General features: G+C 61.7%; 2 protein-coding genes (1 of these 2 cut by a window edge). Both read right to left on the reverse strand.

Features of this window, described 5'->3' with window-relative positions:
- A protein-coding gene (locus FPT12_RS03545) for an SDR family NAD(P)-dependent oxidoreductase (RefSeq protein WP_145014667.1) crosses the window boundary here: on the reverse strand, positions 1-7,935 show its beginning. It extends 12,381 nt beyond the left edge of the window; only the first 7,935 of its 20,316 coding nucleotides appear in the window; its start codon is at positions 7,933-7,935; its stop codon lies beyond the left edge, outside the window.
- Positions 7,932-20,552 (reverse strand): non-ribosomal peptide synthetase, encoded by a 12,621-nt coding sequence (locus tag FPT12_RS03550; RefSeq protein WP_145014668.1) that lies wholly within the window; start codon positions 20,550-20,552, stop codon positions 7,932-7,934. Before FPT12_RS03550 ends, FPT12_RS03545 begins: the two co-directional genes overlap by 4 nt.
- Between the last annotated feature and the right edge of the window lie 53 nt (positions 20,553-20,605).

Below are 20,605 nucleotides of genomic sequence, written 5' to 3' on the forward strand. Positions count from 1 at the left end.
CTGCGGCGCGACGGCAGCCGTCTCCTGCACGGGGGCTTCGCGCCATACCGGTACATAGCTCATACCGTCCAGCACGTCACGGGTTGCGCGCAATGAAAAGCCTTGGCAGCGGATGCAAACCTGCCCTTCGGCATCCGTCACCAGCACACTGTACTGATGCTTGCCGGTACGTTTAACGTACGAATAGCTTCTGGTGGTGGTAATCGCCTGCACGAACTCCAAGGTATCGAGCGCAAAAGGCACCACAGGACCGCCGTCCCCCTGCCCCTGCAAAGCCGCGATCGCCTGGAACGCGCCATCCATCACACTTGGATGCATATGGTATTTGCCATAGGCCGGGTCCTTGCTCGGCTCGACCACGATGCGGCCCAGTGCCTCCTGATCGTTAAAGCTGACCGACTCCAGTACGCGAAAACGTTCGCCATAGTTAATGCCTGCATCGGCAAAGGCCTGGTAGATCTCCTGATTCGACACCGATCGGTTCGCCCGTTCGGCGATGCTCGCCAGGTCGATAATCTCGCGCACCAGTTCGCGCTGCGGCTCGACGATCAGACCGCTGACATAAGGCATGCTTGGGCCGTCGTCGGGAGACTCCAAGGTGAAGGTGGTCTGCTCGTTTCTCTGAATAACGCGCAGCACCAATTTGCTGTCACCGCCGGCTATGAAGGGACGTAACCAGCGAACTTTCGCCAGATGCACCGGGGCGTTCAGATTGCCGTTGAGCGCGACCGACACCGCCATTTCCAGGCTGGCAACGCCGGGCAGCACTGGCTGGCCGTTGACCACATGGTCGGCCACCAACCATGCGCTGGCAGCCAGAGTGCAGGTAAAAACTTGGCCGTCATCGTTGTTGTCGGCCATAGCGGACATTCCAAGCAGCATGTTCACATTCTCAGATTGATTAACGTGGAATTCACGGGGCACGCTTTGTGCGTGAATCCCTTGCGGATGGTCCAGCCAGTGGCGGTCGCGTGCGAACGGATAGGTTGGCAGGCTGATGCGGCGATACCGCTTGGCTTGCGGCCACTGTGACCAGTCGAATTCAGCGCCGGCGACATAGGCCTGCACCACGTCCTGCAACGCTTGGACGTGCGCGACGGCGTCGGGAGACTCGGCCCAGGTGTTCATCAACGCCGAGCATTCGCCGGGGGACAGCCGTTCGGCGGGAAGACGGGCAACAGGCTCGCTGCCACGGCTGGAAAGTGCGTCATCAAGGCATGCCCGCAAATCCGCCGGGTGGGTGACCACCCATGCCTGGCGGCAGGGAAAGTGACTGCGCCCGGCCGCCAGGGTGAATGCCAGGTCGGCCATCTCCGGCCCGTCGTCGCCCTCGCCCAGCCAGGCACGTAAATCGCGCATCCGCTGTAGCAGTGCGGCCGGAGTACGTCCGGACAGCATGACCGGATAGGCCGGTGCAGCGGGCAGGGCATGACGCGGCGCCGGCTCGATATCGCCGACCACCAGGTGGCAATTGGTACCGCTGAAACCGAAGCTGCTGACCCCCGCCAGCCGGCGCCCGTTCGGCCCTGGCTGCCAATCGCTCAGTTCGGCGCAGATGTACAGCGGACTATCGCTCAGATCAATCTTGGGATTCAGGCGGGAGAACTGCAGCGTCGGTGGCTGCTGACGGTGACGTAGCCCCAGAAGCAGCTTCATCAGGCTGGCTACCCCGGCCGCCATGGTGGTGTGGCCGATGTTTGATTTGACCGAACCCAGACCACAGGTTTTTCCCCTTTCGCCCATAGGGCCGAATACCCGCTTGAGGGCGTTGACCTCAATCGGGTCTCCCAACAGGGTGCCGGTACCATGTGTCTCGATATAGCCGATATCGGATGGTGAGAGTCCCGCCTTGCTCAGCACCTGGCGCACCAGCGCTTCTTGTGCATCGGCGCTCGGTGCAGTAATGCCGTTGCTCTTGCCATCGCTGTTGCTACCCGAGGCGTACACCACGCCCAGGATGTTGTCTGCGTCACGCAGCGCTTGCTCCAGATTCTTCAGGACCACTACGCCGGCGCCCTCGCCCAGCACGGTGCCGTTGGCATCGGCATCGAACGGTGCACAGCGACCACTTGGCGAAAGAATGCCCATCTTGCCCGACCGGACCTGCAATTGCGGCGTGAGCATCAGGGCCACGCCCCCTGCCAGCGCCATATCGCATTCGCCGCTGCGGATACTTTCGCAAGCCAGATGAATCGCGACCAGCGAAGACGAGCACGCGGTATCGACCGCCAGTGCGGGACCGCTCAAATTCAGCCGGTAGGAAATGCGTGCCGCCAGGATGGATGGCACAACCCCGAGAAAGGCTTCGCCGGTATTTTCTTGATTGGCCGCTTCAATCCATTCGATATAGTCGCCGACGGCGCAACCGACATAGACGCCACACGTCGATTTTTGCGCCGCGTCGCCGCCGTACCCCGCGTCCTCCAGCGCGGCCCAGGCCTCCTCCAGAAACAGGCGTTGCTGGGGATCCATCAGTTGCGCAGCCAGCGGTGAAATGTTGAACACCCCGGCATCGAAACGATCCACTTCGTCGAGCAAGGCAGCGGTCTTGGTATTTGTCTTGCCCGGCAGACGGCCGTCTTCATTGAAAAAGCTCGCATGGCCCCATCGCCGGGGATCGACTTCGCGGGCGCTGCAACGGCCACGTGCCAGGTTCTCCCAGAAATGCTCCAGGTCGGGCGCATCGGCGAAGCGCCCGGACATGCCGATGATCGCCACGCCGCCGGGCGCGTGCCCGCCAGTCATCCGCAGTACAGCAGGCTCGTCCCTGGCCGGCGCATCGTCCGGCTCCCTGTAGCCGTTGGCCTCCAGTTGCGCTTCGATAAAGCGCGTCAGGTCATCGATACTCGGGTGATCGAAGATCGCCACCACTTCCAACTCAAGTGCGAATGCCTGGTTGACCGTATTAATGACCTCCAGTGCGCCGGTCGACTCCAGCCCGGCGTCACTGAAACTCTGGGTCGGATCAAGCTCCCCCGGATTCAAATACAGTACTTTGCTCAGGCACTGATCAAGGAAACGCCTCACCTGCCCATGCAATCCGACGGGCTTGGTGTAAGGCATCGCAGGTGCGGTTGGCAACGCCGCCGAAGCGGTCTGCCCGTTCCATTGCAGAGACGACTCGCCGGCTTGTGCGGCCCTCCACCCACCGAGCCAAAGGTGTTCTTCGTCGAATGGGTAGACCGGTAATGAAACACGTGATGGATGCCCGCCCTTGGCATAACATGCCTTCCAGATCACCTCGGCCCCGGCCTGCCAGGCCCGTGCCAGCGGCACTAACTGCCCCGACTGGAACCAGGCGCGGGCAGTGTCGGCCTCAAGGTGAGCCGGCACCTCGAGAGACTCGCCCCAAAACGCACCGGGCGGTGGTGGGCCTCCATGGACGAAGCTCTCCAGCGCTTCAATCAACTGGCTCGCGCTCGACACGACAACGGCCAGCCGCTTCGCCATTGGGGAGCGGCCTGTCTGCAAGGTGTAACTCATGTCGCGCAGGTTCGGGAGCGCTTGCGTGACAGCGTCCGCGCCATCGAAACAATCGGCGATGCGGCTCTCCATGGTCAGCGCCTGCGCGCCCTGCCCATCGCGCGACAGGCTGTCGAGCCCGATCACATCCAGCCCCATGTCGCCGAAAGTAGCCTGATGGTCGACCTCACTCGCGTCGACACCCAGTAAGTAGGCCACCTTCGCGACCAGCTCAACGCGACCGTTGTGCTGTGCCATTGCGCCGGGCTCACGGCGACGGCGCAGCCACTGCACGAATTGCTGCACATAACGGCGCAGCACGTCCTCGCTGCGCGCCGACAGCGTGAATACGTTCGGTTCGCGCCAATCACCCACGGTCTGCGACGCCGGGTACTCCTCCAGCAACATGTGTACGTTGCTGCCGCCGGCACCGAATGCGCTGATCCCCGCAACCCGGCCACTGCCGTCGGCCGGGCGCGGCCAATCACCCAATTCGCGCTGAACACGCACCGGAGAATGAGCAAAATCGATATGTGGGTTCAAGGTTTCAGCGTGCAGAGAAGGCGCCAATTGCCCATGACGCATCTGCAGCAAGACTTTGCTTACCGCAGCAATACCCGCAGCACTTTCCAGATGGCCGATATTCGACTTCACCGAACCGATTGCGATCGATTGCGGTGCCAGATCCACGTCCTTGAACGCCTGGCGGATGCCTTCAACCTCGATCGGATCGCCGAGCGATGTGCCGGTACCATGCGCCTCTATATAGTCCAGCCGGCGCGGATCAATTCGGGCGCGCTGCATGGCCGCGTGCAGCAGCGAGGCCTGCGCCGCAGGGCTCGGCACCGTGTAGCCACTGGTCTTGCCGCTATGGTTTAGCGCCGAACCGCGAATCACCGCATAGACATGATCGCCGTCGGCCAAGGCACGCTTGAGTGACTTGAGCAGGACCACCCCAGCGCCCTCGCCCGGCACATAACCGGTGCCGCCTTCACCAAAGCTGCGGCATAAGCCGTCGTCCGAGAGGAAATGATGTTCGGCGAGCTGCAGATACTTATCCGGATGCAGTATCAGGTTGACCCCCCCGGCCAGTGCCAGGTCGCACTCACCGCTGCGCAGGCTTTCAGCGGCGAAATGCAAGGCCGTCAGCGAGGACGAGCACATGGTATCGACACTGACGCTCGGTCCACGCAAGTTCAGGCAATACGAAACCCGGTTGGCCACCGAGGCATGCAGCGCGGTCGGGATTGCCGGTTCGTGCGCCGCACGGACCGACTGATAATGATTCCACATCACCCCGGCAAACACGCCGACCCGATCCTCCTCCAGCGCCTGCGGCGTATATCCGGCGTCTTCCAGCGCCTGCCAACAGACGGTCAGGAACTGGCGCTCCTGCGGGTCCATCAGCTCCGCGTCACGGCGTGAAATACCGAAGAACGCCGCATCGAAATGTGCCGCCCTGTCGATAAAACCGCCCTTGTTCCCGTAGGTCCTGCCGGGCTGCCCGCGACGCGGATCGAAAAATGCTGCATGGTCCCAGCGCGCTACGGGCACTTCGCGCACACAATCCCTGCCATCGGCCAGGTTTTGCCAGAACTCATCCTGAGACTCAGATCCCGGATAGCGCCCAGCCAGGCCGATGATGGCGATTGCATCGGCCACTTCGGCCACCGCCTGCAATGAAGCCGGCGAGCCGGCGTCCGTGAGCGCCAGCGTGCGCTGGAACACCGGTGTATCGCCATAGGCCACCGTCACGCTGCCCTGTGCACACGCCAGCAAGGTTTGCAGGGCAGACAGGGCGGCTTCGGTCGACATCGGATGCAAGCCAGAGCGTTGCTTGCCCTGCTCAAGCACTTGCTCGGACACGGTCATGCCGCCTTCGCGCCAATACGGCCAGCCGATGGCAAGCGACAAGCCGGAGCAGTCCGGCTGGGTCGCGCGCCAGTCCGTATAGGCTTCCAGGTAGGCGTTAGCGTAGGCGTAGTCGCTCTGGCCAATATTGGCCACGCTGGCGGAGATCGACGAGAACGTCACAAAGAAGTCCAGAGCATCGCGACGAGTCGCCCGATCCAGGTTGCGCACGCCCGCTAATTTTGGCGCCAGTACGGCCTGGATATCGGTGCGCTGCTTGCGGAAAAATAGAGCATCGCGTACCTCTCCCGCACAATGCATCACGCCGTTCAGTTCGCCGAAAAGCTGACGCGTTTGCGCCAACGCCACGTCGAGCGCCTTGGCAGCGGTTAGATCGGCTTGCAGGTAATGAATGTCCAAGCCGTCGCGGCGCCATGTCGCAACGGCCGTTTCGTCGATACTGCGGCGTCCGAGCAGCATGATGCTGGCCCCGTAACTGCGCGCCAGAAACTCGGCCAATTGACGGCCGATACCGCCCGCCCCACCCGCGATCAGGTACTTACCCTGGCGTCGCAAGCGCTGCGTTTGATCGAGCTGTTCGGCAAAGCGCCGTTCGGCAAAGCGCAGTACATGGCGGCCACCGTCGGCCACCCAGACAGCAGGCTCAGGTGTGACTACGCCGAACTCTCGCAGCACGCCGCCGGCATCCGCCTGGTCCTGCGCCAGCATCCGGCACCAGATGCCAGGCATCTCATGCAAAACGGTACGGACAAACGCCGCGAGGGCCCGAAAACTCGGTGACTCATGCACCTGGTCACCCGTGACCAGCAGACACAGCCGAACCTGTACTTTTCTGTCGCACAGCATCTTGAGTAGCTGCCATGCGCTCAACAAGACCTGCTCGGCATCCATTGAACCGGACAATTGCAGCACAAGATGCTGTTCGCCATCCGTGATCAAGTCCTCTCCCAGGCGCGCCCTGCCCAGTCGATCGGGGGTCAGCCCATAGCAGCGTGCGAAGTCTTGCGCCAAGGCATCCTCGACATCCAGCAGCATCAAACGGGGCAAATGGGGCAAAGGCTCGAGCACCTCACTCGCTTGCCACACCGGCTGGTAGTAGCTGAACTCGGCCGTAGTCTGTGCAGCGCCCGGTACGGGTTGAGCGCTCGATACTGCCGCCAAGCCGGCCCCTGCCACCGGACCGTAGCGCTCATTCAGATGCTGGGTCAGGCTGTCGATATCGGGAAACTCGAACAGCAAGGTCGGGTACAGCGCCTGCCCGATAAACTCACCCAACTGCTCGCTGAGCTTGAGCATGTCCACCGACTCCAGCCCCAGCGAATAGAATCCTGTCTGGGTCGCCACCTGCTCGGTGTCAATGCCGAGCCGCTCGGCGATACGCTCGATCACAAAGCGACGCAGCGTTTCGTCCGAAGCCTGCGGCGACGGCGCTCCTGGTACATGATCCAGGCCGACATCGGCACCAAACGTCTGGCAAAGATGCTGGCTCAACAGCCTGATACTCCCGAACTCGAATAGCAACGTGGGGTACAACGCAGCCTTCACCACCGTTTGCAGGCGCTCGCTCAACGCGAGCATCTGCACCGACTCCAACCCAAGGTCATAAAACCCGGCGTCAGGGTCGATACCGGCCTGCGCGATGCCTAGCACCTGTGCTACCCATTGCGTCAGCAAGGTTGCGATCGGAGCACTGTCTGCGCCGGTTGCAGGTCTCTGCGCAACGGGTTCCACGACCACCGGCACACCGGCCGCCTCCTCGACCAAACGCCGGATCAGCCCAGAATTGCGGATGCATTTGCAGGTCAGCTTGCCGAAATGCGCGAGCACTTCGCCCTGTGCATTGAGAATGAAGTAACTGTTGCTGATGACATCCTTCGAGGGCGCCAACACTTCAGGCGAGGGCACATACACATAGCAGGGCCCCTGAGCGGACTGCGGTGCACGGAAGCTCTGGATATACACCGGAATGAACGGCTGACCGGGATCGAACTCGGTCATTGCAAAAGCGAGCAGCGTGGATGAGTCGAGCTTGGCCGGATGGATATAGAACTGCCCTTCGCTCTCGCGATTTGCCTCGTCGAGCTGCATCTCGGCCAATAGATAGCCATCGCCCTGATACATCTTGCCGAAGCACTTCATTGCCGCGCCATGAATGATCTGTTCGCTGCGGGCGATGCGGTAGACCTCCTCGGTGTCGCGCACACGACTCGCCAATGCGATCAGCGCCGCAACATCGATAACGGGATCGGCGTCCGCCACGGAGAACTGCAGCTGCGCGCGGAAGTTTTCCCGCCAGGGGCCGTCCTCGTGCTCATCCATAAACTGGCTTTGCCCGCGCACTTGCCACACATCGTCGGCGCCAGGCTCCAGCGTCACGCGAATACGGCGGTCCCGGCCCTCGGTGGTGGCGATAGCTTCAGGGAACAAGATGTCACGCAACTGCGCGCGCGATCGGTCCATCCCCTGAGCCTCAATGATGCGGAATACGATATCCAGGAAGGTAGCGCCCGGCATCAGGGAAACATCATGCACATGATGGTTCTGCATAATGAAATCCGAATGCATCAACACGACATTGCATTCGATCTTGGATGAATTCATAGCGAGTCTTCCGCAAAAGCATTAGATGAAGAATGGTTCGAGCGCGCCGAGGCCACGTCCCCCTGCCGGCCGAAATCCAGTCTCAACGGGGACAAGCCGGCGGGCGCCGTCTTGGAGTCGACCTCCAACCAGCAACGAACGCGTTGGAACGAGGGCCTTGGCAATGACGGGCGCACTGGCGCGGTCCGTGACTGGGCGGCATCAAGCGAGCTGACGATCAGGTGCACATTAGTGCCGCCCAGACCGAATGCGCTGATACCCGCCGCACGCATTCCGTTGATCGCCGGCCAATCGCGCAGCACGGTATTGGGATAGAACGGCGAGGTCTGGAAGTCGAAACGCGGATTGGGGGTGTCGCAGAACAGGGTCGGCGGCAATTGGCCGTGTTTAAGACACAGGACTGCTTTGAACAGCCCCGCGATGCCGGCCGCGCTCAACAGATGCCCGACGTTCGACTTCACGCTGCCTATAGCGCAGAAACCTTCCCGTCCGGTGTGCTCCCGGAAGACGTCCGTCAGAGCTTTGAGTTCGATCGGGTCACCGATCATGGTGCCGGTGCCATGTGCCTCCACCATGCCGATGTTTTCCGCCGTCAGGCCGCTGGCCGCTAAGGCTCGCCGAATCACCTGGCTTTGCGCCTTGGGATTTGGCGTGGTCAATCCCATAGTCCGCCCATCATTGTTGGCGGCGACACCACGAATGACCGCATGGATCGGGTCGCCGTCGCGCAGCGCCGCGTCCAGCCTCTTGAGCAACAGAACGCCACAACCCTCTCCCGGCACGAAGCCATCTGCGCCCTTGTCGAACGTGCGACACCGGCCGCTTGGCGACAAGGCGCGCGCTTCGGAAAACTCCAGGTACGGCTCTTCGTCCAGCAAAATGTCTACGCCACCCGCCAGCGCCAACGCCGACTCGCCCAGGGCCAGGCTCTGGCAGGCCAGTTGCAGCGCCGACAAGGCTGACGAGCACGCGCTGTCCACCACCATGCAGGGGCCGCAAAAATCGAAATGGTGCGCGACCCGCGCGGCAATGAAGTTCTGATCGCCCCCAAGGCCGGCCTGTCCTAACTGACCCGCCATGCGACGGCGGTAACCCGACATGCGCGCACCGATATAGATACCGACATCCTTGCCCGACAGCTCTTGCGGCGCGTAGCCCGCGTCGCTCAGGCAGTTGGCCGACTCTTCCAGCATCATGCGGATCGCCGGATCGCATTCACTGGCTTCCTGGCGCGACATGTTGAAATAGCCGGGATCGAAGTCTTCAATGCCGGAAATGAAGCCTCCCCACTTGCTGATGCTCTTCCCTGCCTGGTGAGCCGGTCGGTAGAAGCGCTCTATGTCCCATCGGCTGGACGGCACTTCATGCACGGCGCAATGGCCCTGCTTCAGGTTGTTCCAGAAGGTCTCAATATCCGGGGCATCGGGAAAACGTCCCGACATACCAACGATGGCAATATCGTGCCGGAGCGCCGGCACCATGGCCGACTCGGCCAAGGCTTGCGCATGTTCCGCTGGCGGCTGCGAGGGGGATTGCGCGGCGATCTCAAAGACCCCAAGGTATCGGCTCAACTCATTGAGGGTCGGATAATCGAGCAAAGCCGACGGTTCGAGCGGTCGACCGATTTCCCGCTCGATCGCATGAATCAGTTCAACCATCATCACCGATTCGACGCCCAGATCGCTGAAGTGGGCCTGAGGGTCGAGGTCCGAGAGCCGGATGCGCAACATGTCCGAAAAAATCTGCATGAGCCACGCAGCCACGCGTTTCTCGGCAATGACGCCTGGCGAAGCAGGAAGAGGAGCCGCAGAATGCGGCGACACAGCGTCGAAATGAGGCATCACGTCTGCAATCTCCCTGTTTGAAACCAATGGCAGCGGCACGATGTTGGCGTGCTCCTTGAGCGCCAGCACACGATCCAGCAAGCGCAACCCCTGCCGGTTACTGATCGCCTCCAAGCCCAGTCGGCTGCACGCTTCGCGGCTGGCATCGCTGCCGGAGCTTTGCGCCCAGAACGGCCAATTCACTGCGCGGTAGGCGTGCTGGCCCTTGGAGTGCATATGGGCAACGAAGCGATCCATGCAGACATTGGCGGCGGCATAGTCGCTGACACCCGCACCCAATGCCCCGACGACAGCGCTGATGGAGGAAAACGCCAGGAAAAACTCCAGACGATCCGGCGTGCACGCCTCGGCCAAACAGCACAGCCCGGTGAACTTGGGCGCGAATGAAGACTCGATTTGCGCCGGGGTCTTGTGCACGAATGCCGGACGGCCTTGCGAACCGTTGCCAGCGCAATGAATAACCCCACGAATCTCGCCAAGCGAACGACGCACGTCCGCCAGAAAGGATTGCAACCGCTGAACGTCGGTCAAGATCGACGCCGCCGTCATGACTTGTGCACCCGCAGCCTCCAGGGCACGGACATTGGCAACAGCCTCACGCTGCCAGGTTGGCAAGTCGGGATCATCCCAGCCGGCGCGCGGCGGCAATGCCCGCGAGCCGATCAATGCCAGCTTGCGCGCGCCGCGCCGCGCCCATTCGAGCGCGATCATCGCTCCCAGGCCACGCAGGCCGCCGGTGATCAGATAGACCGCATCCGGGTCGAGACGGTAGGTCTCGGCGGAAACGGGAGCAATCGGCTTCAAGTACGGCACATAACGCTGACCGTGCCGGTAGCACACTTCGACCGACTGGCGCACGTCATGCCATTCAGTCAGCAATGCCTGGATCTCTTGCCCGCCGTCCGGATCCAGGTCGATGGTGCGCAGCGTGATTTTCTTATGCTCGGCGGCCAACGTTTTGATGAAGGAAGCCATCTGCACCCCCAGCAAATTACTGGCTTCGCCCTGCACGGAGTGCAACCCGTTGCTGGCATGCATCACCCGTAGCAACTGGCCGGCAGGCGCTGTCACCATCACCTGTTGCAGCAGTGCGAGGCGATCCAGCCAGCTGTTCGATGCCTGTCCGGCGTCCAGGTCGCAAAGGTCGATCCAGCCTGCAATGGGGACCTGGCTCCGTATCAGCTCAGCCAGTTGCGTCCGGGTACGCTCGATGCCGACGGCCCTGTCCGCGTCACCGCTCTGTACGTCGATGCCTAACACGCTTGCCGTCTGAGGGCCTAGCCGCTCCACCAGACGTCGAGCCATGTCCAGGCTGCCTTCAGAGGCCAGGCAGACGATGCGCCCGGTCAACAGCGGTGCCATACCAGCGCCGCCAACCTCTTGCCGCCAGGCCTGCGCAAACAGTGGCATGTCATCAGTCAACGGCTGCGCCGCTATGGGCGCCGCCTGCGGCGCCAGCCAGCAACGTTGCTGCGCGAACGGATAAATCGGCAGAGATGTCAGCCCGCAACGCACAGGGCGCTGCAGTTGGCTCCAGTCGGCCTCACCACCCGCCACCCAATAGCGCGCCAGCTGCCGCAGGGCGGCCCGGTCGCTCGCCAGTTCAGGACAGGACGATGCCGGTTCACGAGCATCGTCGGCATTGGCGCTCAGCCAGGCCGACGGTCTGTCTTGCAGGAACGCCTCCAGCTCGTCGCGCAGTTGCGCAACGCTATCGACCACCAGAGCCAGCCGGTGCTTCATTGGCTCCCGGCCGATTTGTGCGGTGTAAGCAAGATCTGCCAGGCGTTGCGGTAGATCGAGTATCTCCAACCAGTGGCCGGCCAGGCGGCGCAACGCATCCGAGGTCTTGGCCGATATCAGGATCAACTGCGGCGCGTCATCGTTCATACCGACCGTTTCAACTGCGTCGAAGGACTCTACGATCAAGTGACCATTCGCCCCACCCGCCCCGAACGAACTGATGCCGGCGCGTCGCGGTGCACCGCCTTGCGTGATCCAGTCCGCGCTCAAGCGCTGCAGGCGGAATGGAGCGCTTTCCCAGGCGATGTTCGGGTTGAGTGCTTGCGCATGTAACGAGCAGGCAAACCGCCGATGCTTCATCTGCAACACCAACTTGGTCAGCCCGGCAATGCCGGCGGCGGCTTCCAGGTGGCCAATCTGCGACTTCACGGAGCCGATCGCGCACGCACCGGCTGCCAGGCCGGAACCCTCGAAGGCATAGGTCAGCCCGTTGATTTCCACCGGGTCGCCAAGCGCCGTGCCGGTGCCATGCGCCTCTATGTAGGAAATACTGCCGGACTCAACCTGCGCGTCTTGCAGTGCGCTGCGGATCAGGCGAGCGTGGGCCAGCGGATTAGGCACCATGTAGCCATTGGTTCGGCCACCATGGTTGATCGCACTCCCCTTGATAACCGCATGAATACGGTCGCCATCGGCCAGGGCTGCGTGCAACGGCTTGAGCAATACGGCGCCCGCGCCTTCCCCGGGAATGAACCCGTCGCCGCCGGCACCGAAGCTACGGCAACGGTGGTCGCTGGATACCATCTTCAGCCGATCGAGGGCAATGTACTTGTCCGGGTGCAGGCTCAGATTGACCCCGCCTGCCAGCGCGACCGCGCACTCGCCACGACGCAGGCTTTGAATCGCCAGGTGAATGGCCGTCAGTGAAGACGAGCACATTGTATCGACGGTCAGGCTCGGCCCTTGCGCGCCGAGGAAGTAGGACACCCGGTTGGCGATGTCGGCAAGCGCAGAGCCGGATGACACAGGCCCTCCGCGCAGCGTCTGCTCCACCCCGAAGTAGTGATACTCGCTGTACATCGAACCGACGAAAACCCCGCACCCAGCTTCATGGGCGCGACGCAAACGCTCTGCTCCGTAGCCGGCATCTTCCAGGGTGTGCCACATGACCTGCATGAACAAACGGGTCTGTGGGTCGAGCAGATCCGCGTCACGCGGAGAAATGTTGAAGAACAGCGGATCGAACAGATCGACCCGATCCAGAAAGCCTCCCCACATCAGCTCGACAGGCCAACCTGTCTCGGTGCGCTCTGGCGGAAGTTGCCGGATGCAATCGGTGCCAGCCTCGAGATTGGCCCAGAACCGGTTGAGGTTATCGGCGCCGGGGTAACGCCCGGCGATGCCGATGATCGCGATATCCAAGTCGGGACGCTGTCCCGCGTCACTCACCGGCCCAGTCGCCGGTGCCGTGTCCAAATGCCGCCGCAAGGCCTGCCCATGTCGATCGCTCAACGCCCGGGCTACCGAGCGCAGATCGGCATGTTCGAATAGCAATGTCTTGGAAACGCCGCCAAGATCGCGTGTCAGCATCGCGTTGATGTCGGTCACGATCAGCGACGACAACCCCAGGTGTTCGAGGGGCTGCTCGGCACGCACGCGCTCGACCGGCAAGCCGGAACATTCGGCATACAGGCCGCACAGGTAGCGCTCAGCGGCGGCCTGCACATCGTGGGGCGCCTCCGTGTGTTCATCAGCGGCCTTGGATCGCTCGGCATGGTCCAGCCAGTGGCTATCGCCTGAGAACGGGTATGTCGGCAGTGACACGCGCCGAGGCGGTCGTCCCTGCCATAGGTTTTCCCAGTCAACCCGCGTGCCGGTAAGCCAGCGCGCGCAGACTTCGTGCGGATGTACGGGAGCGACGGCCTCGTCAGGCTGGTCCGTTTCAACGTGTCCAAGTGCATAAGCGGCATCGTCCCGGCGCTGCAAATAGGCCGTGAGCCCGCGCCGCAGATCCGACAGGGTGCGGCAACGCAATAGAAGACGATGGCCCATATCGACACGCCCTGTCTGCAGGGTATAGGCAAGCGCGTCCAGGGGCGTTTCGATTTCGTTCGCCAACTGCTCCAACACTGCCTGGGCCAAGCTATCCAACTGTGCCACGCTGGCAGCGGACAATGGCACGGCCAGCATTTCATCCCCCAGCCTCGACAACCCGCCTTCGCTGCGCGTACTCGGTGCCGCGCGCAACAGCGCAAAAGCATGGGTACCTGATGCCCCCACGGCGTTGATCAGCGCGGTGTGCCCCGACCAACGCTCGACCTGTTCGGCGACACGCAAAATGCTCCCCTGCAAGGCGCTCAGCCTGTGCGCAGGATCAGCCAACAGCGTGGGGGCGACCTCACCATGGCGCATCTGCAGCAGTACCTTGATCACCTGCGCCATTCCGGCTGCCGCCTCAAGGTGACCGATATTCGGTTTGAGCGTGCCAATGGTCAGCTCGCGCCCACGCGTCGAGAACACCTGCTCCAGCGCTTCAAGTTCGGCACTGTCGGCGATGCTGGCCCCGGCCGCCGCGCACTCGACATAATCGACCTCTTGCACGCTGACACCCGCGCCGTCGAGTAACGCACTCAACGAACCGGCCAACGCGGCCGAATCAGGTGCGCCGTAACGCGCCACCTTGCCTGCATGCACGACATGGCAAGCGTCCAGCAAGGCATAGGTGTGATCATTCCCGAGTTGCGCCGCAGCCTGCGGACGCAGCAAAACAGCGCTGCATCCCTCTCCTGGCGTCCACCCCGAGGCCTCACCATCGAACGCACAGGGGACGCTCTGCCCAGACAACAGGTTCAGCCCTGTCAACAGCCCTGCGTGATACGGATGAGCAATCAGATTGACCGCTGCCACGATTGCGGCATCGCATTGCCCGCTGTCCAGGCTGTTCTTCGCCAATTGCAGCGCGCTCAACGAAGACGAACACGAGGTATTGACGGCCAGGCTCGGACCGTTGAAATCGAAGAAATGCGAAATGCGGTTGGCTATATCGGAAGCCGAGCCCGCCACCGCAGCCAACCCGCTATCACGCCATGTGTCGGCGCCCTGCTGCTGGTAGTCGTGCCACATCACCGCCACAAAGACACCGACCCTGGGCGCCTGGTTGCGCAATGACCGGGCGGTATGACCCGCATCCTCCAGGCATGCCCACACCGTTTGCAGCAACAGTCGGGTCTGTGGATCAAGTGTTTTGGCCTCGCGGGGCGAAACATGGAAAAGCGCGTGATCGAACTGATCGATCCTGTTTATGAAGCCTCCCTGCAAATCGGGAAACTGCGCTGCCCATTCGCGTGTACTCGGCACGGAGCCGATCGCGCGTCGACCGTCGCGCAAGCATTGCCACAGCTTGTCAGGCGTATCGGCGCAAGCAAATTGCCCCGCCATACCGATAATCGCCACCGGTGCGGTGATAGTGGTCGATGCCGGCGAGGCCGCGGGTGCCGCCTCCCCGAACCATGGCACGGCATGACCGCCACCCGGCGTCCTCGCCATGCTTCCTCCCAGGAACCCATACAGGAACCCATGGGACTCGCTCAGGCAGAAAGCTGCGCGCAAGGCATCAACATCCATCGCGCCTATGCCACACAGACCAATGCGGCTGTCAACCTGTCCCATGCTCAACAGCTGGGCCATATGCCCGGCTTCCAGCTGCAGATAGCGTTGGCTCTGGTCGCCGTACAGCGGCTCGATTCCCTTGCTTTCGCCAATCAGGAACAGGCCGATGGCGGCGCGATCGTACAAGGGCCGGTTATAGTAGAAATGCTGCTCGCGGTTCAGTCCGTGGGCATCGTCGACGCGCACCAACCGATGTTGCAGCGGATGGTAGTAGTACCCCCCCTCCTCCAGCCCGGTCACTGCGCCAGCTTTGACGTGCAGATAGGTCTGCACCGCGTAGGTGCTACCAGCCGAAGCATACAAGGAGGCCTTACCGTCATCGCGGCTGACCGTGCGCAACAGGCCCAGCAGACGGCTCATATCCTCAAGTGCGATGGGCGCCGCGCCGAACTCCCGATGGCTGGCACGCCAGTCATAGTAGTCATCATGCAGCACCCTTTCCGGCAGAGCGACGGACGATAAGGCCGCAGCGCAGACACGCAGATTCTGTTGGCGCGCCTTGAACTCAGACACGGCCCCGGCGTCAAGCAGGTCAACCGCAACCGGTTTCTGCGCAGGGCCGACCGCAGCATCGCCACGCGGATCGTGAGCCGGCACCGGTGTTGGAACGGGCTCCGCAATCGGCCCGGACAGCAAGCCATGCAACACTCGCGCAATGCCTTCCACACTCGCATGGGCCACCAACGCAGAAACCGGTACGCGGGTTCCGTACTGTCGCTGCAAGGCGTTCGAAACCTGAATCATGGTGAATGAAGACGCCCCCAGATCCCACAAGTCGGCACTGTGGGCCACAACCGTCAGCGACAACTGCTCGGCGAATAGACCTTCAAGCACCGTGCGTAAGGTCTCCTCGCTCGGTCCAGTCTGTGCAATCGGCTGTGCCGTCACGGGTGAGGCGTCCTCTTCCCGCGGAATCGGCCAGGGCAGTGCTGCGCGATCGACCTTACCGTTCGAAGTGCATGGCAGCGCATCGATGAAGCAGATGAAGTTGGGCACCATATAGACGGGCAAAGTCTTTGCGACATGTTCGCGCAGCGTTTTGACGCCCGGTCGCTCCGACCTGGCAATGACATAGGCCACCAGCTTCCGATCCCCGGTATGGTCGTCTCGAGCCAGTGTCAGTGCCTCCTTGACGCCAGGGTGCGAGCGCAACTGGAAGTCGATCTCTTCCAGCTCGACCCGATTACCACGAATTTTGACCTGACCGTCGATGCGGCCGATGAAGGTCAGGTTGCCGTCTGGCAGATAGGCTGCGCGGTCGCCTGTGCGGTATAGCCGCTGGCCAGGAGTGCGGCTGTAAGGGTCGGGAATGAAGCTTGCCGCAGTCAGCGTCGAGCGTCTCCAATAGCCCACGCTCAGACAATCACCGCCAATAAACAGGTCGCCCTCTACGCCCACTGGACAGGGGTCGAGTGCATCATCCAGTACGTGGTAGCGCGAATTGTCGATCGGCACGCCATAGGGAATGCTGCGCCAGGTCGGATCGATCGCACCGACGTGAAAGTAATTCGACCACACAGTGGCTTCAGTTGCGCCGCCCAGGTTGATAATCCGCGCATATGGGAAAACGCCACGCACCTCATCGGGCAAACTCAGCGGGGTAAAATCGCCGCTCAGGAATACCACCCGAAGATGGCCGCCCTCCCCGGTCATCCGGGTCTGCGTCAACAGTGGGCTGAGTTGATGCAACGCTGCCGGCGATGAGTTCCAGAAACTGATCGGGTGGCGTAGCAGAATATCCATCAACAGCCCGGGATCCTTACGCTCGCAAACGTCTGCAATGTAAAGCCCGGCACCGCAGCCCAGAAGCCCGAACAGATCGAAGACCGACAGATCGAACCCGAGAGAGGCTACCGCCAGACCGACGTCGTCCGGCCCGAAGGCAAAGTTCTTGTTTGCCCAATTGAGCAGGTTGAGCAGAGCCTTGTGCGCGACCAGCACGCCTTTGGGTTTTCCGGTACTGCCCGAGGTATAGATAATGTAGGCAGAGCTGTCCACGCGTGCCGTGCGCTGCGGATCACGCTGCGCACGCGAGTCATCGCCTGGGCATGTCTGCCCTAACCCGAACACCCGGCATGGCAGCCCGGCGGTGTCCGGTCCATCGAGTGACTCAACGATCATGTGCCGCGCACCGGCATCGCTAAGGATGGTCTCCATTCGCTCCTTGGGCAGGCCGGGATCAAGCGGCAGGTAGGCGCCGCCCGCCTTGTGCACCGCCAGCACTGCAGCGACCATCAACGGACTTGGCTGCACGCTGATGGCCACAAGCACTTCAGGACCGACGCCTGCGTCTTTCAATTGCCAGGCGATGTAGTTGGCGAAGCGATTGAGTTCGGCGAAATTCATATCGCCATGCTTGCCCCGCAACGCGATGGCCAGCGGGCGGATTCGCGCTTGCGACTCAATGAACTGATAAGGCAGAAGGTCTGTTTCGTAGGCCGCCTCTGTATCGTTCCAGGCATACAGAATGGTTTCGCGTTCCGATTGACTCATGCCTGTACATGCTGCTTCGGCGCCCACATGCTCCCAGTCGTCAGCGCAAGCCAGCGTCTCGATCAAGTGCTGGTATTCAGCGAACATGGTGCGTAACTGTCCGGCTTCGAAATCGCCCTCCACCGCATCCCAATAAAAATGCAGCGTGTCCGACTCCAGCACGCTGATGGCGTCAAGCGACACATCTGGCGTATAGGTGATCCACGGTCCGACACTCACCTCGGTAGGCACGTCTGGCAACTGCCCGTCAAAAATGCCGGTGTAAACCACCGGTAAAGCGAAAGCATCGTCTCGCCGATGCTTCATGACCTTCTTGCGCAGCTCCGCCAGCCCCGATGCAGACACCAAGGGCGGCTCTGCATTGAAGTCCGCCTGATGCCGCCGTGCGCGTTCAAGCAGAGAACACGCGGCGGCGGCGCGCAACCAACTCAAGCCGGTGTATTCGCCCGGCCGATAGGCATTGTATGCAGCACTCCAGCGCACCACCGTTATCGAGAAGTCGCGTTTCTGATAACCGGCCAGCACCGTCATGAACGCTGCACTGAGCAGTGCATCTGCCGACAAGTTGTGCTGCTGTAATCGCTGCTGCACCCGTGCCCACCGATCAACTCGCCCTTCCAGACGTACGCGCAGACGCTCGACCGGACGCAACTCGACCGGCTTGAGCACCGGACCGGCGGGAAGGTCTTGCAGCCGCTGCACCCAATATGCGCGCGCAGCATCACTCACCGGAGACATATGAACCAAGTCGCGCGCGCGCTCAAAATCGGTGTGAGATATCGACGTTGGCAATATGTACGAAGGGTCGGCATACAAACAGAGCAACTCACGCGCCAGACGCAGAATGCTGACGGCATCCACTAATGCCAGATCAATTGCGCAATGCACCGTCGCCACATCGCCGCCGTTCGTTGTCACGCGAATATCGAACGGTGGCCAGTGGTCGAGCGCAAAGCTCTTCCCCGCCATGCCATCGCGCAACGCGGCGATGGCACCCGCGCCATCCGCCACAGTCGACAGGTCGTAAACCGGGATGCAGAGCCCTTTCGGCGCAGGCGCCAGCACATGCAACAGCCCATCGCTGCCATAAACGCTATGCAGCACCTCGTAATGGCCTATCAGCTGCTGCCAGGCGTTCTCCAAACGCTCCAGAGCGAAATTACGCACCTGGAAACTCTGGTAGACCTGGCACCCTTCGTCACCGAGTGTGCGCGCCACCCAATAGGCCTGTTGCAGATCGCTGGGTTGCCTGGAGTGCAGGTTGCCGCACCGGCCGTGAAAGCTGTGCAGGCCATTGATGAAATGCGCGAACAAGGCGTCTGCCAGATGCTGCGGAAAATACCGCTCATCGATATCCCAATGCACCTGCAGGGCGCCTTCTTCTTCCTTGATTTCGTGTTCCAGATACACACCGGACGTCACATTGCTCTCATGGCAAAGCAACTGCTCGAAGCTTGGCCCATGCTCAAACTGATCCGCCAAGTCCAACAGGCTGGAAAACACTACCGGTAATGGAGGCACGGCGTGCCCGCCGGCCTGCTTGCGCAACTGCCTGACGGCAACCACCCCGTCCACTCCGGCATGGCCGATGTCTTGCCACACGGCACGATGAGTCTGGCGCGCATAATCTTCGGCGGAGTCTCCTGGCACACCTGCGACAAACACCATGCTGCCGGTAAACGGCCCAACCAGGCCTCGCGCCTGGCGCTCCAGCCAAGGCCGGTTATTGGTCGTCAACACCAATGAAAACGGCTGCTCGGGGCCGGTCCGATACAATGCCTGTGCAAAGACGCTGAGCACCAGGGATGACGGTGACACCTCCAATCGGGTGGCCAGTTGTTTCAACGCCTGCCAGATCGGCGCCGCAATGCGCGCCCGCAAGCTGCGTCGGACACTCTCGCTGCCGGTCGGCCTCGGTTGTGCCAAAAGACAAGCAGGCGCACCAGGGAGGTTGCTCAGCCGCTTCCCCCAGTAGGCAAGATCAGCGTGGAAACTGTCGTCACGTGTGCGTGCCTCCAGCCCCTCCAGCGCCCGGCTCAAATCCAGGCTGATCGTCGGCAACGGTGAATCAGGGTGGTGGTAGCTGCGCCACCATTGTTGCAGCAAAATTGCCAGTCCGATGCCATCGGTCAGCATGCCATCAATGCAGAAATGTACGTGCACAGCCCCCTGCGTCAGGGTGGCTTCGATGGAAAAGTAAGGGGGGGCATCAGCGCGAAAACGTGTGCCGCACAGGCGGGCACGTACCCTATCCAGATGTATCTGCAATGTCGCGGGCGTAAATTCACGCGCGTCATGGACTGCGATGCCCCACGGGGCAGTATGCGGCAGAATACCTTGCGTGCCATCCGGCCCCACCACCACACGCAGCATCTTCTGATGCGTCACCACCTGCTGCCAGGCACCCTTCAGGCGAGCCACATCCGCGTCCGGCAACACGAACTCTCGGTACAAATTGCAGCCGACAGCGTCCGGATTTTCTTCGTCCAGTCTCGACATGAAATAGGATTGTTGAATCGGGGTCAGGGCGAATGACCCGCTCCGCCCGTCAGCAGGAATGCTTCCGGTGACGGGCGCCAAGTGCTCCTGTCGCTGCGCGATATGGGCCTGGATCAAGTCCAGCATGGCCTCCAGCGAAGGGGTTTCGATCAGTTGCTGCATTTCCATACTGATCTGGAATGTCTTCTTTATTGCCAGCCACAAGGACACCATTTGCAACGAAGACAGCCGGTACTGACTGAGTGGCCCGCGCCAATCCAGTGAGTGATTGGGCCTGCCAATATCGCCCAATATAGCGGCGACTCTGGCTTTTAAGTCTTCAGTGCCAACACCAGACACCTCCTGCGTAGTTCCTTGCTGGTCAAACATATTTCCCTCACGCCGACTTAGATCAACAGTTTATAAATTAAGTGCTAAAGGGA

It is taken from the genome of Pseudomonas sp. H3(2019) (assembly GCF_007713465.1).
In the GTDB taxonomy this organism is placed as follows: domain Bacteria; phylum Pseudomonadota; class Gammaproteobacteria; order Pseudomonadales; family Pseudomonadaceae; genus Aquipseudomonas.

Coding starts and splice junctions, on each gene's coding strand:
- FPT12_RS03550 (WP_145014668.1), bottom strand. CDS start 20,552: ATGTTTGACCAGCAAGGAACTACGCAGGAGGTGTCTGGTGTTGGCACT.